This window comes from Brucella anthropi (assembly GCF_046630315.1).
In the GTDB taxonomy this organism is placed as follows: domain Bacteria; phylum Pseudomonadota; class Alphaproteobacteria; order Rhizobiales; family Rhizobiaceae; genus Brucella; species Brucella anthropi_A.
Map to the genome: position 1 here is coordinate 54,233 of NZ_LQBD01000011.1, position 21,958 is coordinate 76,190.

Below are 21,958 nucleotides of genomic sequence, written 5' to 3' on the forward strand. Positions count from 1 at the left end.
TCCCCCAAAAGCTGTTTCAGACGAGCCTTGCCCTAGCCTGCAAGCGCAATCCGAAGACAGCAATCATGATACAGAACCATACTGCCCCACCGTTCTGAAAGAACGTCGTTTCCATACAAGACATATATAAACCGTAAAGCCAAAGGCGAATATAAAGAAGCGTTAATATAGGGCCGTTATCTGTGCTTTCCGCTTCCTTAATATATCGAAGCGGCAACACCATTATCCAGACAAGCGTCAGAATTAAACCAATAATTCCCGCACTAATCATCATATCCAGAAAAGAATTATGCGCATTGAAGGCTGCAACAGCCCAGCTTGCGCCTCCTCCGCCCGCATAGACCATTTCCGGAGTTTTCCAGAACGAGTCCAGCCCATAGCCGAAAATCGGTTTGGCGGAGATAGCGGCGAATGCGAGTTTCCAGATGTCGGATCGATTTGTGAAGCTGGCATCCACACCGAAGCTCTGGACAAGTTCGCGCAACGGATCGAAAACCGCAGCGCCAACGGCAATGATATTGAAAGCGGCTATCCCACCGATGACAATGAATACACGGGTCCATCTCAGCCGCACAAACACCAGCGACATCAAGACGATAAAGGGCAGCATGGCCGTAGATGTCTTGCCGCCCGTATGCAGAACGAAGAACACACAAAGCGCAACGATCAGCAGACCCGTTTTCGGCAGGCCGGTTTTCCAGATATAGAGCCCGAAAAAACTCAACAGAACCAGAGAAGCAGCGGCCGCATTCTTGTGCGGATAATGGCCGCGCCATGCACCGGCCAGCATGGGCTCGATGACTTCGGTAGCCTGATGAATGGCCCGTTGCGGCAGAAAGATGACGCCGAAATAGGCAAAAGCCAGCGTTATCAGCGAGCCGATTGCCAATAACCGCGCCATCTGACGTTCGGATTGCGGCAACAGGAGAAAAATGCTCGCATTGAATGCCGTCAGGACAGACAGAACGACCTTTTTGCCTGCGATCATGGGATGGGCCGACAGCAGGGCAGTCACGAAAAGCCAGAAGAAGATCAGGCCGATCAGAAAGCGCGGCTGCATGACGGCATTGCGCATCGAACTGTTGAATGCGCAAGCCAGAAAGCCGCCGGTGAGAAACAATGTGACCATCTGGTTGAGCGAGCTGGAATCAGCGGCCTTGGCCGTCACCCCGGTGACAGTGCCAAGATCGGGATAGGGGCTTGTCCCGATCCAGACGAACAGGAACATGCAAAGAAAAAGAACGGCCCCAACAGCCGACGAGACCTGCGATTGGGTCTCCTCGCGGTAATGGACCGATCCTTCAGCCAAGTCAGACCAGAGCCTCGCGGTTTCGGCGCCATGCGCCAAGATAGCCCAGACCGAGCGCGAGAATGACACCAAGCCCCATGCCTGCAATGCCGCCTGCGGCCCCCAGCACCACCGTTCGCGGCGGCCAGCTGCGGCTGATCGGCGGAATTGCCGTCGAAATGATGCGAATATTGGTCGCATCGAGCTGCTGGCGCTGGCTCGTCTCAGACGAGCGGGTCAGAAACGTGTTGTAGATCGATACTTTGGCCGCCATGTCCCTTTCGAGATCCGAAAGCTGGACCTGCGCATCATTGTCGAGCGCGACCGCCGAACGGGCGGAAGCGGCCTGTGCATTCAGCGCCGCGACAACAGCATTGGCCTGATCGAGATCGACCTTGGCCGATTGCAGGATACGTGCCCGCTCCTGCGCCATCTGCTGTTCCAGACCGGCAAGCTGGCGTTCCGTGTTCATAAGCTCGGGATAGCGCGGCCCATAGGTCATGGCGAGCGCATCGTAACGCTGTTTCAACGCCGCATATTGCCCACGCAGATTTGTCATGGTGGGTGACTGCAACGTGCTGGCCGGGCTGACGGCATTGCCGGTGTCCCGTGTCAGTTCCTCATAGCGCGTGCGCGCATCGGCCACGCGCGCTTTCGCATCGACCAGCTTGGAATTGATCTGCGTCATCGACTGGGTGCTGACGAGTTCCCCGCCCGCTGTTTGCAGACCGTGCGCCCGGCGAAAGGACGCGACTTTTTCTTCCGCTTCGGTTGCCGCCTTCTGCAACGAGGCCAGGCGCTCGGAAAGGGCGGCGGCAGCGCGCCCTGCCCCATCCGCATCGGCCTGTGCGACTTCTTCCTGGAATGCATTGGCCAGCGAATCCGCGACTTTCACCGATTTTTCCGGACTATCCGTCCAGACGGCAATCGTCACCAGATAGGATCGTTCAGGCCGGGCGACATTGATGCGCTGTGACAGGGCGCGAACCGCCGTCAGCGTATCGTCTTTCGGGCCCGCGGGCTTGCCGAGGCCCAGCATGGCGCGAAGATCGAAAGCCGGCGGAGGAGGAACGAACTCCTCATCCTCGTTCAGTTTCAAATCCGTCACGACCCGCCGCAGCACATTGCCGGAAGTCAGGATGCGCATCTTGCTTTCAATGTCGAGAATCTGGCTGTCGGCCTGCAAGCTCTGGGCATAGACATCATTGGGCAACAACTGAAGCCCAGAAGGGGGAACCAGCAAGTCCGTATAGGCGGTATATCGCGGCTTCGCCGTCATGCCATAGGCGAGCCCCGCCAAGGCACCCATTATTGCAAGCACCGCGATCAGAACCCACCGCGCCCGCATCCAGGCCAATGCTTCGAACAGGTCGAGTTCGGGCAGCATCAACCCCTTGCTTGCAGGAGCAACCTTTTCAGAAAGTTTTTGTGTCTCGCGAACACCGTGCGTTTCACGCCCGACCGCGCGCAGCCGGTCCTCGACGGAAGCCGGATTTTCACTATCCGTCTCCGTCAACCGGGCTTTCGAGGCGAGATCGCGCAAGGTATACATTAGTTATTCCTAAAGTTCACTCGACAGCGCAAACAAGGCGCTTCTGTTTTTCTTAGACTTAAAGATTAAAAAAATCGGTTAATGAAAGGCAATTCCATGCAAGGGTGTCACCAAAATACACATTGCCATCTTTTACTCCTGTGATTGGGCATAATTTTCGCTCGACATGCTTGGCACTCCATGTTTTTCGGCGTTAAGAGAAAGCGGACGGGAAATAATCCGGTTCACTGTCATAACCATCCCTTGAAATTTCAAGCGCGTCTTAAGCACGCTGGGCCGGAGCGGCCCGAACATTCGGTATGAAATCTTGAAACGCCATTGGTCGACATTCCTGTCCTACGCAGCTTCGAGCGGCAGCCTTTTTGCGGCAAATATCGCGCAGCTTTTCACCTTTGCCATTCTGGCACGATATCTCGGCTCGCATGAGTTCGGCCTGTTCGTGACCGTGATGGCCGTTACCAGCATCGCGACTTTTATCTGCGGCCTTGGCGGCGCGGAATGTCTTGTGCGCCGCGTCGCACAGGACCGGGCGATCTATCCGGCAATGCTTGGCCATAACCTCATTCTGATCGGAATAACCGGCGTCATTCTCGTCGCGGCGGGCATGCTCATCCTGCCCTTCTGGCTGAGCGGCTCGCCTGAATTTTCGGGGCATCTATCGGGGCTTTTCCTGCTGCTCGTCACCAATATCGTTCTGGTGCGCCTTATCCTGCTGGTCGAACAGATCTATATCGCGCATACCGATTTCGTATCCGCCAATCTTTCCGTCGTCGGGTTTGCCATCGCCCGTACCATCGCCGCAGCGATTGCATGTCTTCTGTTCGGTGTCTCCACCGTTGTCGGATGGGCCTACTGGCAGTTTGCGGTCCATGTTCTGGTCGCCATCGTCTATGGCTTGTTCCTGCGCAGGCTCGGGCGGCCGCAATATACAATCGTCCGCGATGAACTTCGGCTCGGCGTGATGTTCGCATCGCAATTCATTTTCAAGGCAGTGCGCCAGAATGCCGATCTTCTGCTTCTCGGCACATTGATGCCGCCCAGCATCGTCGGCAGCTATGGCGTTACCCGCCGCATCATCGACAGCAGCACATTGACTGTCGAGGCGATGAACCGTCTTGTCTATCCCCATCTGGCGCGTGCGAGCGCAAACGGCATCCATCATGCCCTGCCGATCACCATGCGCCTGCTCGGTGCAGCATTCGGCATCGGCATATGCACGTCGCTGGCTGTTTTTATCGTCGCGCCTTACCTGCCATATCTGTTCGGCAGTGAATATGACACGCTCGTCTCCTTCTGCCGCACGCTTTGCTGGATCACGGTGTTTGTTGCCCTGTGGTCGATCGCGGTCGATCTTCTGGGCGCGGCAAGCCAGCACAGCTATCGCACCGCAGTCCTCAATACAGGCAATATCCTCGGCGCGCCGCTTCTGGCATTGGCCACCTGGTATGCGCCGATCACCGGAACGTTTACCGCAATTTATATCATTGAAATCAGCATCGTGCTGGCATCATGGGGATGCGTTGTCCATCTCGTGCGCCGGAGCCGGGAAGCGGAAGAGAAAAAGGACGGCTTTACGCCGGCGGGAGGGTAACGGAACCTCGACGCATGGCGTGCATCAAGGCTCCCTGATAACCCTGCTTTCAATCCAGTCGGTCGGCTTGCGGCGCGGCTGGAAAAAACCGAGCGGCAATGCAGCCGCATGAAATATCCACGCAACCACCGCATAGACGCCAAGCTCGATGCTTCGCGCGCGAACGGACATCACCACGAACGGAATGATCGCGATCACGATCGCAGCCAGAATTGCCATCGGCCATCCCGGTACAAGAACAAGTGCTGCTATCACCGCCAGCCACCACAGATAGACCGCCCCCCAAAGCCTGAGTTCCGGCAGTTCGCGGAACAGGTTTTTCTGATGCGGCTGCCCCATTGCGGCGCGCAACACTTCGCCGGTGCCACGCAGATATTTGCTTTTCCAGCGGCGAACGAGAAGCTTGTAGGCATTCATCGTATAGCCAAAATGCTGCACGAAAGGCCGGTCCAGGCGATAGAGCTTCCAGCCCTGGCTGCGCAGGCGCACGCCTGCATCGAACTCTTCATGACCATGAAGATTGCGATCTGAAAAATATCCCGCCTGTTCGATTGCGCTGCGCCTGTAAAGTCCGCCGCCATTCATCCGGTCAATGTCGCCTGTCCGCGCTTCCGGCGATTGCCGTTTTGCACGCCGCTGGAATTCCAGGCTTTCGAGTATCTGGTCCACGACATGGCCGGTCACTCCACCGATATCCGGGTGCTTGTCGAGATAATCAAGGGCTGCCGGCAGAAAATCCGGCTCCAGTATCATGTCCCCATCGATCAGGCAGACAAAGGGCTGTGTCGAATATTGAAAACCCAATTGCGGACCAAGCCCGCAACTGGCCTGTGCGGGAGGCTCGATCTGCACAATCCTGATCGGATAGGATTGCGCGATCTCTATCGTGCGATCCGTCGATCCGCTGTCGGCCACGATGACTTCCACCTGTCCGCCGGGCAAAGCCTTCAGGGCGCTCTCCACCGCCTCGGCGATGCGCTTTTCCTCGTTCAAAGTTTTGATGATGATCGAAACAGACATCGTGGCCCTATTTGGGAGAAAGCATGCGAAGCGACCCACTGGTTGAGACCAGTCAGGCACTACATAGTTTTCTTTGGTTTCAAATCTACTAAACCTTTCAACTATAAAATGAGATTCGGCGCGTTTGCGTCGTTGAGTTTTCCGGACGTGAAAGACGTTTATGCTGAGCAGTGATTTCGACATTCGGGTTTATGGGAGCACGCAACAGCTATCCGGTGACTGGCCGGATGCCGACGACCGAACCGGCAGCGCGTTTTTTGTATTTCAGGCCAAATCCTTCCTCAAGGCATGGGAAGCAAGCTACGGACAGAAACCCGGCGTCAAGCTATGCCTGACCGAGGTGCGCCAGCGCGACGGAACCCCGCTCCTTTTTCTGCCGCTTTCCATCACACGTGGCTGCGGATCGCGCATGCTTTCATTTATCGATGATGGCGTGAGCGACTATAACGGCCCCATTCTGTTTCCAGCGGCGGCGCAATTGTCGCGAGACATGGCACGACGTGTTCTGGAACTTGTCGTCGCGGCGGTCCCCTCTCACGACGTGATTGCGCTGTGCAAAATGCCGAAACAGATTGAAGGCGCCGCAAACCCCTTATGGTCGTTGACAAACCTGCCTTCAGAAGCCTCCACCCATGCCATTTCCCTGACACGCCCGATGGAAGAAATCGAGCAGTCCTTGGAGGGCATAAAGAACATCAAGAAGCGGGAGCGTGCACTTCAGAAACTGGACGGATTTCGTTTCCATGTGACGCAGACCGAAGCGGAACGGCAATCCGTCCTCCAGACGATGTTGCGCCAGAAGCAGCGGCGCTTCGAAGAAACGATGGTTCCGGGCTTCGATGCCCATCCTGAAAAGCGACGCTTTTTTGAAGAAGCGACCGAACGACTGGCGCGATGCAACGCCCTGCATTTTTCAACGCTTGCGGTCGGCGACACGACCCTGGCGACAATGTGGAGTCTCGTCCGCAACGGTCATTACTGCGCGATGATCACGACTTTTGAAGATGGCGAATGGAGCAGATACTCCCCCGGCAAGGTGATCATTCTGAACCTTTTGCATGCGCTTGCAGCCGATGGCTATCGGTGTTTCGATCTGGGCTATGGCGACGAGCCATGGAAGCAGGGCCTGCGTGACCGGACCATCCCTTTGCGGGACTATATCGTTCCGGTCACTCTTCGGGGGCGTGTTTCGCTGCTTTTCAGCCGTTCCGTGGAACGGATACGCGCCACCCCGCTTTATCGAAAGCTACGTCCGTTGAAATGGCAATTGCTGCGCAAGCTTCGATGAAGCCTACAGCATCGGCCCAAAAATCGGAATCGATTTTTGGAAAGCACGATGCGTAGATTCAATAAGTTAGAGCGACCTTTGTGCGTCCGAATGGACGCACGGCGCTCTATGCCGCCCGCTTCGGCAGCCGCACCGTGAATGTCGATCCCTCGCCCAATTGGGAGCGAACGACAAGACGGGCGCGATGGCGCGCCAGAATATGTTTCACAATGGCAAGGCCAAGGCCGGTGCCCTTCTGCGCGCGGCTGGTTTCGACGTCGATCCGGTAAAAGCGCTCCGTCAGGCGCGGCAGATGCTCCGCTGCAATGCCCGGACCGAAATCCTGCACCGAGGCCACAATCTCCGTGGCGCTTCCGCTGTCGTCCTCTTCCAGCTTGACGATCACCCGCTTGCCGGTCTGCCCATATTTGCATGCATTCTCGACGAGATTCTGGAAAACCTGGATCAGCTCATCGCGCGCACCCGTAACATTCACAGGATGGTCAGGCAGTTGGCGCTCGATACGGATATCGAGGCTTGCCGCCAGCGGCGTCAGCGTGTCGGCGACGTGATTGAGAACGGAAGACATATCCACGCATTCATTGACCGCCAGATGCGCCCGCATTTCAAGACGCGACAGGGACAGAAGATCATCGATGAGGCGCGACATGCGTTCGGCCTGTTTCTGCATGATATCGAGAAATCGCTCGCGCGCCGCCGCATCGTTGCGGGCCGGCCCTTGCAGCGTCTCGATAAACCCGCGAAGCGACGCCAGAGGCGTGCGCAACTCATGGCTTGCATTGGCGATGAAATCCGAACGCATGCGGTCAATGCGGCGCGTTTCGCTTTGATCCCGAAAAAGCAGGACAAAAAGTTCGGGTCTGCCATCCTTGTCGGGCAAGGCCTTGACCATGGCCTTGAACCAACGATCAATCGGGACGCGCTCGAAATATTCGATGCTTCGCGCTTCGCCGTCTGCGATCACCCCTTGAATGAGGGCGTGCATTTCAGGCGCCCGGAACCGCAGATAAAGCGCGGTGCCGGTTTCCAGTGACTGGAAAGCATCGAGAGCTGCGGAATTGGCGAACAACACTGTTCCGCTGTGGTCGAAGACAATCATCGGATCGGTCAGGAGATCAGCCAGCCGCTCGCCGGAGACGCCCGCCATTTCGTTTGGCGCCATCATCTTCACCGGAGCTTCATCGGCCTCGCTGCCTGCAACTTCGCTCGCAAGCCACACCGCACCAAGAACAACGACAGCGAGAAGGCCTGCCCGAAACCAGAACGGAAAATCAAGAGCCAGCACGCACATCGCAAGAACCATGCTGGCGATCACAACGCCCTTGACCCGGAGAAGAGGTTCGAAAATCGACTTCTCGGCTTCTGGTTCCGGATCGGTGCGGTGGCCTGCCTCGCTCATGCTGTTTCCTTCTGCGGTTGCGGTATCGACTTTATCCGGAAATGTTCAAACGTCCTTTACGCGGCTTTCAAACAGCCCATATCATGCCTTGATATAAACGAAAGGGAATTGCCGTGGGTGACAGTTCGAAGACAGCTAACAAAAAGAAAGACAAAAAGAACGAAACGAAGCCGGACGACAAGCCGATCAAGCTGAAAATTGACGGGGTGGCGCGCAAATTTGACATCAATGATCCGAAATTGCCGAAGTGGATCGATGACAAAGCGCTGCAATCGGGCGGTTATCCTTATCCATCCAGGATGAAGTCGGAGGAATATGAGGAAACGCTGGAGCGGCTTCAGATCGAACTCGTCAAACTGCAATACTGGCTTCAGGATACGGGCGGGCGCGTCATCAGCGTTTTCGAAGGCCGCGACGCCGCCGGCAAGGGCGGAACCATCTTTACGATCCGCGAGTTCATGAACCCCAGAACCGCCCGCAATGTCGCCCTGCCGAAGCCGACCGAAACCGAACAGGGACAATGGTATTTTCAGCGATATGTCGCGCATTTCCCAACTGCTGGCGAATTCATCACCTTTGACCGTTCATGGTACAATCGCGCCGGCGTCGAACGTGTGATGGGCTTCTGCACCCCGCAGCAGCTCGAAACATTTCTGACGGAAACACCCGATTTCGAGCGCATGATCGTTACAGACGGCATTCATCTGTTCAAGTTCTGGCTCGATATCGGACAGGAAATGCAGCTCAAGCGCTTTCATGAGCGCCGCCACAGCCCACTTAAAAACTGGAAATTCTCGCCGATGGATGTGGCGGGCATTACCCGCTGGAACGATTATTCCGAGGCGCTGCACACCATGTTTGAAAGGACCGACACGGGTTATGCCCCCTGGACGATCATCCGGTCGAATGACAAGAGGCGCGCCAGACTGGCTGCAATCCGGCGCATCCTTTTATCATTGCCCTATGAGGGAAGAGACCTGGAGGCAATCGGCCCCGAGGATCAGTCGATCATCGGACGCGGCTCCACATTCCTCACCCCCTCATTGGAGGAGATATAAAACAGGCTTGGCTGGTGCGGGGTCTTTTCCCACAGGTGAGGCACACGCACCAGCTGCCACAGCGCTCGCCAGGCCGAGATTGAAATCAGCACCCAGTATAGCGGGATTGAAAACAGATAGGCATAGCCTCCCAGCTCCGTCGGCTCCATCGTTCTGGCACCCAGAAGATAGAAGCTCAGATAGGCCAGAAGAATGTTGGCCACATCGATCCCCAACAGCCAGAGGCTATGTGTCGTCAACGGGCCGAACGCCATACTGATCAGCAAGATCGCGAACATGGCCAGCATGAGGGGATGCAGAAGCGCAGAACAGATTATACCCAAAGTGTAGATCTGATTGACGGCAAACCGGAACCAGCCAAGCTCGCGCCAGGTATTATGCGGCTGGCGCCCATGAACGAGCCATGTCTGCATCCAGCCCTTGAGCCAGCGCGTACGCTGTTTTTTCCAGATATCGTAATTGACCGGGGCATCCTCGATGGTTCCGCGCGTGATGACACCGATGCGATAGCCGAACCGGGCCAGCCGCACGCCCAGATCGGCATCCTCGGTGACATTATAGGCGTCCCAGCCCCCCACGGCCTGCAAACAGGAGCGCCGGAAATGATTGGATGTCCCTCCCAGCGGAATGACAAGACCCCGCGATGCCAGCCATGGCAATAATCCCCGGAACAAGGCCGCATATTCAAAGGCGAACATGCGCGTGAGGAGATTGTGCCGGAAATTTCCAATTATGAGCGGAGCCTGGACACAGGCAAGTTTGTCGCCTTCCGCCTCGAAAGTCTGCCAGGCTTCGAGAAGCTGATCGGGATGCGGTCGATCCTCGGCATCGAATACAGCCACAATTTCGCCCCGCGCAAATTGAAGGGCATAGTTCAATGCCTTCGGCTTCGTTCTCGGGCCGCCCGAGGGCACGAGAACCAGCTCGAAATTTGAGGGCAGACGTTCGCTGCGCAGCGCCGCTATCGTATCAAAATCATCCTTCTCGCAGACAAGCTTGATATCGAGTTTGCTCGCCGGCCAGTTCAACCGCTTCAGGCTGGTGACAAGCTGGCCGATCACATCCTGCTCCTTATAGAGAGGAACCAGTATGGAATAGATCGGCAAGTCGCGCGGTCTGGCTTTCCTGAGGACAGGGAACCGAAGCCTTTGTCCGGCAATGGCGGCGAACAGGCGGATCAGCACGCATCCGAAGAAGAATAATGACAGCGCCACATGAAGCACCAGCAAAGTCGTCATCGGCCAGTTGATGATGCATGCGATGAAAGCATAAAGAAACATGGCGATGGAAAATGCCTGCGGCGTATCCAGAACCCGTGCTGCGGAAAACGGTTCCGGCGTCATTTCATGCGCCCGCGTGACCAGGTCTTTCTGATGCCTGTGGCGCATGATCTCTTTCAGGAGCGTCGGTGTGCAAATGCGTATCCGTCCTTTCAACTGAGGCGTCGCCTGCATATGCTGATGCAGGGTTCTGATACGATCCTCCGACGGAGCGACATAGAGATAGCTGCCTCCATCCGGCCCAAGGCCCATGACCTGCCCGACATCGATGAAAACCGATGGCTTTTCCTCGCCGGATACGAATATCCGTGACGGATGCACGTCATCGGTGAATTCCACTCCAAGAAACTCCGCAATGGCCGCGTATATAAGCGGCTCTGTCACCTCCCCCTGCTGCACCAGTTCCGCACAAAAAGACGTTCCATGGAGAATGGCAGCACTGTATGCCTTCAACAACACACCTCTGGACACGCCGCGCTGTTCCAATCTAGCTGATATGCCAATGCATATCTCCAGATCGAGCGCACTCGATACACTACTCATAGCACCCCCGCACTACTGAATATTGGTAATTTATGTTTTAGGAATTTACATTTATAATTATTTTACCAGCTCTTTTATTAGGCTTTAGCTTGGTAAAGCTTGCAATCTGCACGTAATATACATAAAAAGATTTGCAACCTTTATTTTTATCGCACTTTCTTTGAATATGCTTTGCCGCGCGAATTTCAGTTAACGCGAAATTAGAGGAAAAAGGAGGAAAAGCGGCGCATGAAACGCTACCTTCCCAAACTGCTGATCGCGCTGGCATTCGCATCCAGCGCTTGCGATGCCGGGGCGTCGGATGCGCAGGTCCAGGCTCCGTCCTTCATCAACCAGAAGGAACGCCTGCCATTGCCATCCCTACAGGCATTCAGCCGGTTGCGATTTCTTACAACCGTCGATTTTCCCCCGTTCAACATGCTGGGCGATCAGGGGCAGCTTTCCGGCTATAATATCGATCTTGCCAAGGCCATTTGCCATCAACTGGCTGCGGATGATATCTGTCAGATTGAAGCTGTGCCCTGGAGCGAACTCGAAGACCGGCTTCGCAATGGACAAGCAGAAGCCATCATCGCCGGATGGAAACCGACAGAAGAAAATCGGGAACAATTTGCCTTTTCGCGATCATATCTGCGATTGCCCGCCCGTTTTGCCACAACCAATGCAGCCGCATTCAAAGACGATCCTGTGATGGCCACGAAGGGGCAGACCGTCGGGGTGGTTGCGGGCACGGCCCAGGAGCAGCTTCTGAAAAGCTATTTTCCGCAAGCCGTCGCCAAACCTTATTCTGATTATTCAGACATGCTGGCCGATCTCAAAAGCGGCCGGATAAACACCGTATTTCATGACGGCATGGCGCTTTCGATGTGGCTCAACAGCCCCGAAGGTCATGCATGCTGCACCTTTTCAGCCGGCCCCTATCTTGCGCCGCAATATCTTGACAGCGGCCTCAGCATCGCCGTGACCCAGCACAATGCACCTCTTGTAAACGCCTTCGACAATGCCCTTCAAGCCTTGCAGCAGAAAGGCACGTTGACGGAGCTCTATTTGCGCTATTTCCCCAACAGCTTTTACTGATGCGCCGGACAGCCGGCTGCGCTGTCGATATGCCGCCTCGTGCCATTTTGACGCAGCACGGAACGCTTCCGTGGCGGATTTTCAGATTTTTTTGAAACTTCCGACATATCGATACTTACAGTACAAAAGTAAAATTATTTCAAATCAGATATATGGCTAGAATTTATGAGTTGATATAAAGCGTAAAGCGACAGCTTTAAATGTAAACCGGGCCGCTTCTAGCACAGATGCGCTCGAAAATACATCTATTTATTTTGACTTGAACAAATCCGCCTCTCATCAATAATCCAATCAAGGGAGAAGGAGGATTTATACGATGTTTGATGGCGTTCCTGCTCAATGGCACAAGACTCCGGAACAAACGAAGCGCTCGCCCAATGAGGCGGCATATGTGTTTCTCGGCATCATGCTTGCGGCGCTCAGCGTACCCGCAACTTTCCTGGCATGGGCAATCGTTCAGAGCATCGCCTCGTTGTTTTAGAGCGGTTCCTGTTTTAACGAAATCGCCGGAAATACTCCAGGCAGAAGCAACCTCGTCTCGACGGGCCCAGCGCGGATAAATCGCCCCGCGATCATGCCGCAGGCTGATGCAGAAAGCCCCGCCTTTTGGCGGGGCTTCGTTTGATGCTGAGGCTGGATCAGAGCGGACTATCCGACGGTTTGGCTGGATCAACCGTATCATCGATATCCTCATCGCCCGGCTTTTTCGGCGTCTTGTAAGCAATCAGACGATAGAACATCGGAATGAAGAAGGTTGCGATAAATGTCGCCGCCAACATGCCGCCGATAACGCCGGTGCCAATCGAGTGACGGCTTGCGGAACCCGCGCCCGTGCTGACCGCGAGCGGCACCACGCCGAGAATGAAGGCCAGCGAGGTCATTACGATCGGGCGGAAGCGAAGGCGTGCAGCAGAGGCCGCCGCCTCGATGGCGGATTTACCCGTCTCGCGTTCAAGCACCGCAAATTCCACGATCAGGATCGCATTCTTCGCCGCCAGACCTATGAGTGTCACCAGACCGATCTGGAAATACACATCATTGGTCAGTCCGCGCAGTTCCGTCGCCAGCAAGGCACCGAAGATCGCAAACGGCACGGCGGTGATAACCGCAAGCGGCAGGCTCCAGCGTTCATATTGTGCGGCAAGGATCAGGAACACCATCACAAGGCCGAAGATCATGGCCTGCGTGCCGGTGCCACTGGTTGTCACTTCCTGATAGGCCGATCCTGTCCATGCAATCTGGTAACCCTGGGGAAGAACTTCCGCGGCGACTTCCTGCATTGCCTTGATGGCATCGCCGGAGGTGAAACCCGGAGCCGGATTGCCGGTGATCTTGGCCGCATTGAAGGCATTGAAGCGTTCGAGCTGGTCCGGGCCGACGACGCGCTTGACGGTCACGAGAGCGTCGAGCGGGATCATGCTGCCGGAATTGGCCCGCACGAAGACATGCTTGAGATCGCTTGGATCGCGGCGGAATTCAGCCTCCGACTGCAGATTGACCTGATAGTTGCGGCCAAACAGCGTGAAGTCGTTGACGTAGAGGCTGCCGAAGGTTGCCTGCATCGCCGTGAACACAGAGTTGATCGGCACACCCATGGCCTTCGCCTTTTCGCGATCGAGCTGGATGTCGTATTGCGGCACATTCGGATCGAACGTGGTGCGCACACCCAGCAGCTCCGGCCGCTTGGCGGCAGCCTCGGTCATGAGCTTGGTTGCCCGCGTCAGCGATTCGACGCCGCCGCCGGTGCGGTCCTGAACATAGAGTTCGAAACCGCCCGTGGTGCTGAGGCCCATGATCGGCGGCGGATTGAACGCGAGAACAAGCCCATCCTTGATGCCCGCATTCATGGCCATAATGGTGCGGGGAAGATTGCGCGCATCGGTTTCCGGCGTCGTGCGTTCCTTCCAGTCCTTGAGCATGATGAACATCGTGCCCGCACTGGTTTTCAGGCCGCCGGACAGAAGGTCGAAACCGGATACCGCGAAGACGCTTTCGACAGCCGGGTTCTTCCGGATGTTCTCGCTCGCCTGATCGATCACCGCCGTCGTGCGCTCCAGCGAGGCGGCGGGCGGAAGCACGGCGACACCGAACAGGAAGCCCTGATCCTCGTCCGGCAACAGCGACCCCGGAACCTTTTCGAAAAGGAAGGCCGTGGCGCCCAGAAGGCCGACAAACAGGATGAGACCGATTGCAGCGCGCTTGAGAAAGAAACGCACGCCGCTGGAATAGCCGTTTGTCACCCGCTCGAAGAAGCGGTTGAAGATGCGGAACGGCAGGATGGGCTCATGATGGCCCGGCTTGAGGATCAGCGCGCAGAGTGCCGGTGTCAGCGTCAGGGCGACGAGGCCGGACAAAATCACCGAAATCGCGATGGTGACGGCGAACTGCTTGTACATTTCGCCGACAAGCCCGCCCATGAAGGCCACCGGGATGAAGACCGCGCACAGGACGAGAACAATGGCTATAACCGGCCCCGTCACCTCGCCCATGGCCTTGATGGCGGCCTTGCGCGGCGACATCTTCTCCGTCGTCATGATGCGTTCGACGTTTTCCAGCACCACGATGGCGTCATCGACCACGATACCGATTGCCAGCACTAGACCGAAAAGCGTCAGGAGGTTGATGGAGAAGCCCAGCACATACATGCCCGCGAATGTGCCAATGATCGAGATCGGCACGGCGATGATCGGGATGAGTGTCGCCCGCCAGTTTTGCAGGAAGATGAACACGACCAGCACGACGAGGATGATCGCCTCGATAAAGGTGTGAACCACTTCCTCGATGGAGACCTTGATGAACTTCGTCGTATCGAACGGGATCGAATAATCGATGCCTGCCGGGAAACTCGCCTTCAGCTCCTTCATGCGGTTCTGAATGAGTTCCATCGTATTGAGCGCGTTCGCGCCCGGCTGCAGATAGATTGCGATCGGCACGGCGGACGTGCCGTTCAGGTTACTGTCGACGAGATAGCTTTCCGTGCCAAGCTCGATACGGGCGACATCCTTCAGGCGAAGGGTCGCGGCGTTGGAGCTTGAACGCAGGATGATGTTTTCGAATGCCGCAGCGTCCGGCAGACGCCCCTGCGTGGTCGCCGTATAGGTGAACGGCCCGGCCTGCGGGTCCGGCTGATCGCCGAAGCGGCCTGCCGCAAACTGCGCATTCTGCTCCTGAATTGCCGCCGATACGTCGCTCGGCGTCAGGTTATATTGCGCCAGCTTGTCGGGACGCAGCCAGATACGCATCGAATAATCGATATTGCCGAGCAGCTGCACGTCGCCGACGCCCTGCAGACGCTTGAGATCGTCGACCACGTTCAAAAGCGCATAGTTACCGACATAGGTGCGGTCATAGCGATCGCTGTCGGAGAACATGGCGACCATGCCCAGGATCGTGGTGGAACGCTTGTCCACCGTGACGCCGAGGCGCTGCACTTCCTGCGGAAGCGACGAGGTCGCGCGCTGCACGCGGTTGTTGACGTTGATGGTGGCCTGATCGGGGTCGGTCCCCAGGGCGAACGTCACCGTCAGCTGCATGGTGCCGCTGCCAAGGCTCGAGGACTGCATATAAAGCATGTTCTCGACGCCGTTGATCTGCTGCTCCAATGGCGCTGCAACTGTCTGCGCCACCGTTTCGGCGCTTGCGCCGGGATAGGTCGCACTGACGACGACCTGCGGCGGCGTCAGTTCGGGGTACTGGGCAATCGGCAGGATGCGGATACAGATCAGGCCGGCCAGCACGAGCACAATGGAGATGACCGCCGCGAAAACGGGGCGATCGACGAAGAACCTGTTCATTGCTTGCCTGCCGCCTGTTCTTTGCCAGATTCGGCACCCGCCTTGTCGGGCGAGGCCTGGTTGCCTGCTTCAGTCGCTGCATCGACGGGATTCACGGGCTTGCCCGGAGCCGCCTTGACAAGACCCTCGGTGATGACCCTGTCGCCGGCATTGAGGCCTTCGGAAACCAGCCATGCGTCGCTCAATTCCCGCGCAACCGTGATCGGCCGCACTTCGACAACGTTGTCCTTGTTGACCACATAGACAAACTGCGTTTGCGGCCCCTGGAGCAGGGCAGCCTTGGGAATGGTGATCGCGTCCTTGACCTGGATGCCGAGGATCACCGCGCGCACGAACTGGCCGGGGATCAGGCGGCGATTGGGGTTCTCAACGACGGCGCGGGCGCCAAGCGTGCCGGTTTCCGTGTCGAGCGACGACGATGTAAAGTCGATCGTTCCTTCATGGTCATAAGCCTGCCCGTCACCAAACACGACCTTGATCTTGAGGCGATCGGCGTCCTCGCCCGTGGCGCCGCGCTCGGCGCGCAAACGGTCGATTTCGGCGGCTTCCGTATCGGTGAAGGAGAAGTTCACATAGACCGGGTCGAGCTGTGTGATCGACGTCAGAAGGCTGGAAGATGCGTCCGTGCCGATGAGGCTGCCCTCATTGACCTGTTCAAGGCTGGTGATGCCGCTGATCGGCGCCGTCACCTTGGTGTAGCTCAGGTTGAGTTCAGCCGTGCGCAGCTGCGCCTTGGCCGCGGCCACCGAGGCCTTGTTCAGGTCGCGCGTCGCGAAAGCGGAATCGCGAACCGCCGTGCTCTGCACCTTCTGCTGCACCAGCTGCTCCGCACGCTCCGCGTCGCGGATGGACTGCTGATACTGCGCTTCGGCCTGGGCTACCTGCGCCTGCGCCTTTTCCAGTTCGGCCTCGTAAGGCGCCGGGTCGATCTCGAACAGAACGTCTCCCGCCTTGACTGCCGTGCCCTCGACGAAATTGCGATGAAGCAATATGCCGCCGACACGTGCGCGCACTTGAACGTCACGATAAGCGCTGATGCGCGCTGCATATTCATAGGTGACAGGGACATCATGCGGCTCGACCACGGTAACAAAGACCTGTGGCGGGGGCGGTGTTGCGCCTCCCGGTGCCTGTGCCAGAACGGGCTGCCCCGCAAAGACAAGAAATGCGGCCCCAGCCGCAAAAAGCCGAATAGAACGGTTGATGGTCATGATGGGAGTGCCCTTGCTGTCGCGCGGTGCTGCCAATTTAACATACACGGGTGTTTGTAAACACGAATTACCGTGTTATAGTCAATTCCCTAATGTTACAGATCACGAATGAGTTACCCAGATTCATCGGCAAACCGGGCCATTTTACCACGGCGTCAGGATGCTGATGGTATCCACGCCTTGCAAATGGTCAATCGCCGCACAGGCTTAACCGGAGCTTGACGAGCCAGGCTCATCCAAGTTCGGCCAAGCCTGCATCCATCCGAGAGAAGTCATGCGAAGAACAAAAGCCGAGGCAGCCGAAACGCGGGAAGCCATTCTGGTGGCCGCCGAGCAGGTTTTCCTCGAACGCGGTGTCAATCAATCTACACTGCTGGAAATCGCCTGTCACGCCGGGGTGACCCGTGGCGCCGTTTATTTCCACTTTCGCGACAAGCTTGAAATTCTCCGCACGATCATAGGCCGCGCCCGATTCCCGCAAGAGGAAATCATGCTGCAGGCAGCCGCCGTCGACCACCCCAATCCCATGCATGTTCTGGAACAATCCATCATCCATGCGCTACAGCTGTTCTCGCAGGACAAGCGTCAGCAGGACATTTTCATCATCATCAATCAGCGGTGCGAATTTGTCGGCGAAATAGCCCCGCTCGAAGAGCGTCTCCGGGAAGCGCGCGCCAATGTCCTGTCGTTGTTCGCGGGCCTGCTCGACGTGGCGGCAAGGCGCGGAGAACTTTCGCAGGAATGGACCGCCAGCACTGCGGCCCCCATCCTGCTTTCCATGCTGAGCGGGCTTCTCAATGAATGGTTGCGCGGCGACAGGGACTATGATCTCGTCACTTATGGCGGCAAGGCGATCTCGACACTCGTTCAATCCCTGAAAAGCCGGACATACGAGGACCACGAGATGCAAGGCGAGGGACGATTGTGACAGGGTGCGCCTGTCGAAGCTGACATTTCCCCAAGGGAATATTTCAACCTATTGTGATTGCCGGACTGAAAAATTGGGGAAGACGCTCGACTCTTTTATAATTTACGCTTACGTCAATGTAACTCTTGCGAAGAGAGTAAAACTCGACCACATTCGTGAATGAGGAGGCTGTCCGTGGGCGGGCGGCTTGGGAGACGGCGGGCACGCAGGCGGCCCAACTTGGGACGGAGCAATCCGGGGAGAAGACATGGCGAAAAAAACGACAGGGCAGAGCACATCCGCAGTTGCAGCCGTTGCGGCACAATCAGCAGACAAGGCTGCGCCGCCGCAGGAAAAAATCTGGTTCAAATCCTATCCCGCAGGCGTTCCTCACGAGATCGACCTCAGCGATAGCCTGTCGATCGGCGACATGATTTCGGCTTCCTGCCGACAGTTCCCCGGCAGTCCCGCCTTCACCTGCATGGGCAAGGACCTCTCGTTCAAGGAACTGGACGACCATTCGCGCGCGCTTGCCGCCTTTTTTCAATCGCGCGGCCTTGTCAAGGGCGATCGCGTTGCGGTGATGATGCCGAACATATTGCATTATCCAATCGCCTTTACCGCCATTCTCCGCGCCGGTTTCGTGGTGGTGAATGTCAACCCGCTTTACACGCCGCGCGAACTGGAACATCAGCTCAACGATTCCGGCGCCAAGGCGTTGATCGTTCTGGAAAATTTTGCCGCGACAGTGGAAAAGGCCCTCGCCAGCATCAATGTTCCCAACATCATCGTCGCTTCGATGGGCGACATGCATGGCATCAAGGGGCATATCATCAATTTCGTCGTGCGCCGCGTGAAGAAGATGGTGCCGGCATGGAACATTCCGGGGCACGTTCGCTTCAAGGATGCGCTGGCCCAGGGGCGAGCCCAGTCCTTCAATCCTGTTCCGGTTCAGGGTTCCGATCTTGCCTTCCTGCAATATACCGGCGGGACGACGGGCATCTCAAAGGGCGCCATGCTCACCCACAGCAACATCCTTGCCAATGTCGAGCAGATGCAAGTCTGGATGGAGGTTGCATTCCGGAAAAAGGGCAAGCCCAAGGCGCTGAATTTCGTTTGTGCCCTTCCGCTCTACCACATTTTCGCGCTGACCGTGAATGCGATGATCGGCATCAAGCTCGGTGCGCGCAATATTCTCATCCCCAATCCCCGCGATATTCCCGGCTTCGTGAAAGAGCTGAAGAAATATCCGTTCCACATCTTTCCGGGCCTCAACACCCTGTTCAACGGCCTCATGAACAATCCCGATTTCCAGACGCTGGATTTCAAGCCCCTTATCCTCACGCTCGGCGGCGGCATGGCCGTGCAGCGCCCGGTTGCCGAGCGCTGGCAGAAAATGACCGGCTGTCACATCACGGAAGGCTACGGCCTTTCGGAAACGTCGCCCGTTGCCTGCGCCAACGCGCTCGATGCGACCGAATTTTCCGGCACAATCGGCCTGCCCATGCCGTCGACGGATGTGGCCATCCGTGATGATGACGGAAACGATCTCGGGCTTGATGCGGTGGGCGAGATCTGCGTGCGCGGTCCACAGGTGATGAAGGGTTACTGGAACCGCCCCGACGAAACCAAACGCGCGATCATGCCGGATGGTTTTTTCCGCACCGGTGACATGGGCTTCATGGATGAACGCGGCTATACCAAGATCGTCGACCGCAAGAAGGACATGATCCTCGTATCCGGTTTCAACGTCTATCCCAATGAGATCGAGGAAGTGGCCGCAGGCCATCCCGGCATCGTGGAATCCGCCGCCATCGGCATACCGAACGAGCATTCCGGCGAAGTCGTGAAGCTGTTCGTGGTTCGCAGCGACCTCAACCTGACCGAAGACGAGGTCAAGGCCTATTGCGCCGAGCGCCTGACCAATTACAAGCGCCCGCGCGAGGTCGAATTCCGCGAAAGCCTGCCGAAGAGCAATGTCGGCAAGATCTTGCGCCGCGAACTGCGCGACTGAGACTGTAGCGTCTTGAGGAGATGAATTGTCCTGACTTCCATTCAATCCTTTGAATGGAAGTCAGGTCTCACCGTTTCAGCAGTTCCGGCAATCCGGCAACGCTATCCAGCACCACATCGGCATGGGGTTCGAGCGCCTCGCGTGGAGAGTTGCCCGACAAAACACCAACCGCCAGCCCTGCCCCCGCCGCATGTGCCGTTTCCAGATCATGCAGATTGTCGCCGACCATGGCGATCTCCTGCGGCATCAGCCCCAGCTTTTCCGCAAAATAGAGCAGCGGATCGGGATAGGGCTTTGGGCGTGCTGCCGTGTTGTAACCGATCACCACGTCGAACAACCCATCAATACCCAGCGCCCTGGCCGTGGCATGCGCCCCGGCCTCGGAATCATTGGTGGCGATCCCCAGCCGGAGATCCATTGCGCGCAATGTTTCGAGTGTCTCGTGTACGGCCTCTATGGCCACCGCCGAACGCGCGCCCTCGGTGACGCAATAAGCGTCATATTCTTCGATGAGTTCGCGCAACTGCCCGGACGCGATATCCGGATGCCAAAGCGAAACGATGTCTTCAACAGTACCGGCGGCAATTACGGAATTGGCCCGGAACCGCTCGGTCAGCCAGTCGTAGCCCCCGGCCTCCAGCAAGGTGCGCGCCCGTATCTCGTCGCCTTTCGCAGCGCGCTGCGCGAGCTGCCACGTAATTGCAAACCAGGTGCGGTCGAAATCGATCAGCGTACCGTCCTTGTCGAACAGGACGGCGCGGATTGACCGCATACGCTCTGCGGAAGGCCTGTCGCTCATGCTTCCAGCGCACCGGCGCGCTTCTTGACGGCAGAAGGCTTTGCCCCAAGCAGTTTAAGAAGATCATCCCCCCGGCGCACATAGCGCAGCGAACGGCGCGTCAGGATGCGCCCATCCTGCGGGGCGGTCAGCGTGATATCGCCTTCCGGTTCACCCGGTTGCGTAACCACTGTCACCAGCTTTGCCCCGGCCTTGACCTCATCGCCCGGCGCGACGTGAAACAGCACCATGCCGCCTTCCGGCGCCCGCAGCATCTCGACATGCGAAAGCGGCGTCACGCGGCCCTTATATTCCGTCTCAAGCTTCACATTGTCATCGCGGATGACACCCCGATGGACGAGGAATTTATACAGACCTTCCGCGTCGCCCTTGCCCATATCGGCATAAACATCGCTCAAGCCGCGGAATTCAACCGTCGTCACAGCCCGGCGTTTCATGTCGCGCTTGTCCGCCGGCAATTGCAGGACAGGATGTGCGCAGGCCTCCTCAAAGGCCGCGTCAGCCGTCGTGTCCCATGCAAGGATTGCCGTCGAATTGAGCGCGATGGCCAGATCCTTCATGTCCTCCGCGAATTCTTCCGCGATATAGACGTAGTTTTCGCTCTCATCGTCGCAATGCAGATCGAGCACGATGTCGTTCGGCAAAGCCAGCTTCAAGAGCGTTGCCTTCAGGCGCTGCGCAAGGGCGACGGGGGCATCCGGCTCAGGCAGTTCAGACGTGTCGAAATCCGGCAGAAGTGGAAAGGCACGGTTGAAATTGGTCAGCGAAAATGTCTCGAAACGACCAAGATGCTGATGCGCCTGCCACTGGTTGGAACCGATCGGATTGGCCTGCGGGACAATGGTGATATTGCCGAGAACGCGCCCTTCCACGGCTGCCTTCTTCAGCATCGGAACCAGGAAATGAAGTGCTGCCTGCCCCGGAAGTTCGGCACCGTGAAGCGAGGATTGCAGATAGGCGGAAGGCGCATCGCTGTCCTTGCCTGCAAAACGCAGCACACGCAACTCGATGGCATTTCCCGGCACGTCACCGGCAAACTTTACGATCTCGGTTTTCATTTCATGTCCCATTTTATTCCTCATGAAGAGAGCCGGGTTACAAACCCGGCTCTCTGTCATTTCTAGCCTTGCGGAGAAT

General features: G+C 57.1%; 16 protein-coding genes. 7 read left to right on the forward strand and 9 right to left on the reverse strand.

Translation table 11 applies throughout. The features are described from left to right. Window positions 1-16: 16 nt before the first annotated feature. Together AVM02_RS07770 and AVM02_RS07775 are read right to left on the reverse strand one after the other, a co-directional pair. On the reverse strand, window positions 17-1,309 hold the full coding sequence (locus AVM02_RS07770; RefSeq protein ID WP_411506397.1) for an O-antigen ligase family protein: 1,293 nt from the start codon (window positions 1,307-1,309) through the stop codon (window positions 17-19). A 1-nt stretch (window position 1,310) separates the two neighbouring features. Continuing rightward, window positions 1,311-2,840, reverse strand: coding sequence for a GumC family protein (locus tag AVM02_RS07775; protein ID WP_411506398.1), 1,530 nt, complete (start codon window positions 2,838-2,840; stop codon window positions 1,311-1,313). A 307-nt stretch (window positions 2,841-3,147) separates the two neighbouring features. Between AVM02_RS07775 and AVM02_RS07780 the strand changes: the two genes are divergently transcribed. After that, a complete protein-coding gene (locus AVM02_RS07780) occupies window positions 3,148-4,431 on the forward strand; it encodes a lipopolysaccharide biosynthesis protein (RefSeq protein ID WP_411506399.1) in 1,284 nt (427 codons plus the stop codon). A 24-nt stretch (window positions 4,432-4,455) separates the two neighbouring features. Here the strand turns inward: AVM02_RS07780 and AVM02_RS07785 are convergent, their stop codons facing one another. Continuing rightward, window positions 4,456-5,451: a glycosyltransferase gene (locus AVM02_RS07785; RefSeq protein WP_411506400.1), complete on the reverse strand. Its 996-nt coding sequence runs from the start codon at window positions 5,449-5,451 to the stop codon at window positions 4,456-4,458. Between the two features lie 160 nt (window positions 5,452-5,611). Here AVM02_RS07785 and AVM02_RS07790 point away from each other — a divergent pair, with 160 nt between their 5' ends. Continuing rightward, window positions 5,612-6,739, forward strand: coding sequence for a GNAT family N-acetyltransferase (locus AVM02_RS07790; RefSeq protein WP_411506401.1), 1,128 nt, complete (start codon window positions 5,612-5,614; stop codon window positions 6,737-6,739). Window positions 6,740-6,845: 106 nt separating this feature from the next. Here the strand turns inward: AVM02_RS07790 and AVM02_RS07795 are convergent, their stop codons facing one another. Further along, window positions 6,846-8,138, reverse strand: coding sequence for an ATP-binding protein (locus tag AVM02_RS07795; RefSeq protein ID WP_411506402.1), 1,293 nt, complete (start codon window positions 8,136-8,138; stop codon window positions 6,846-6,848). A 113-nt stretch (window positions 8,139-8,251) separates the two neighbouring features. On the opposite strand from AVM02_RS07795, the gene ppk2 reads away from it, so the two are divergent. After that, a complete protein-coding gene (ppk2, locus tag AVM02_RS07800) occupies window positions 8,252-9,196 on the forward strand; it encodes a polyphosphate kinase 2 (RefSeq protein WP_411506403.1) in 945 nt (314 codons plus the stop codon). Here the strand turns inward: ppk2 and AVM02_RS07805 are convergent. After that, window positions 9,139-11,019, reverse strand: a complete 1,881-nt coding sequence (locus AVM02_RS07805) for a glycosyltransferase (RefSeq protein WP_411506404.1) — start codon at window positions 11,017-11,019, stop codon at window positions 9,139-9,141. The two genes, ppk2 and AVM02_RS07805, sit on opposite strands and share 58 nt — an antisense overlap. Window positions 11,020-11,247: 228 nt before the next feature. Here AVM02_RS07805 and AVM02_RS07810 point away from each other — a divergent pair, with 228 nt between their 5' ends. Both AVM02_RS07810 and AVM02_RS07815 read left to right on the forward strand, forming a co-directional pair. Then, a complete protein-coding gene (locus AVM02_RS07810) occupies window positions 11,248-12,096 on the forward strand; it encodes a transporter substrate-binding domain-containing protein (RefSeq protein WP_411506405.1) in 849 nt (282 codons plus the stop codon). Window positions 12,097-12,412: 316 nt separating this feature from the next. Beyond that, the gene (locus AVM02_RS07815; protein WP_181153292.1) at window positions 12,413-12,577 is read left to right on the forward strand and encodes a hypothetical protein; all 165 of its coding nucleotides are present in this window, start codon (window positions 12,413-12,415) and stop codon (window positions 12,575-12,577) included. A gap of 157 nt (window positions 12,578-12,734) precedes the next feature. Here AVM02_RS07815 and bepE read toward each other — a convergent pair whose 3' ends face one another. Beyond that, window positions 12,735-15,890: a multidrug efflux RND transporter permease subunit BepE gene (gene bepE / locus AVM02_RS07820; protein WP_411506406.1), complete on the reverse strand. Its 3,156-nt coding sequence runs from the start codon at window positions 15,888-15,890 to the stop codon at window positions 12,735-12,737. After that, window positions 15,887-17,101: an efflux RND transporter periplasmic adaptor subunit gene (locus AVM02_RS07825; protein WP_411506407.1), complete on the reverse strand. Its 1,215-nt coding sequence runs from the start codon at window positions 17,099-17,101 to the stop codon at window positions 15,887-15,889. Before AVM02_RS07825 ends, bepE begins: the two co-directional genes overlap by 4 nt. 274 nt (window positions 17,102-17,375) lie before the next feature. Here AVM02_RS07825 and AVM02_RS07830 point away from each other — a divergent pair, with 274 nt between their 5' ends. Then, on the forward strand, window positions 17,376-18,029 hold the full coding sequence (locus tag AVM02_RS07830; RefSeq protein ID WP_411506408.1) for a TetR family transcriptional regulator: 654 nt from the start codon (window positions 17,376-17,378) through the stop codon (window positions 18,027-18,029). Between the two features lie 247 nt (window positions 18,030-18,276). After that, window positions 18,277-20,022, forward strand: a complete 1,746-nt coding sequence (locus AVM02_RS07835) for a long-chain fatty acid--CoA ligase (RefSeq protein WP_411506409.1) — start codon at window positions 18,277-18,279, stop codon at window positions 20,020-20,022. Window positions 20,023-20,089: 67 nt separating this feature from the next. On the opposite strand, the gene AVM02_RS07840 is transcribed toward AVM02_RS07835, so the two are convergent. Both AVM02_RS07840 and AVM02_RS07845 read right to left on the reverse strand, forming a co-directional pair. Further along, entirely contained in the window at window positions 20,090-20,821 is a 732-nt protein-coding gene (locus AVM02_RS07840) for an HAD family hydrolase (protein ID WP_411506410.1), read from the reverse strand. After that, a complete protein-coding gene (locus tag AVM02_RS07845; RefSeq protein ID WP_411506411.1) occupies window positions 20,818-21,879 on the reverse strand; it encodes a succinylglutamate desuccinylase/aspartoacylase family protein in 1,062 nt (353 codons plus the stop codon). Before AVM02_RS07845 ends, AVM02_RS07840 begins: the two co-directional genes overlap by 4 nt. Window positions 21,880-21,958: the final 79 nt, after the last annotated feature.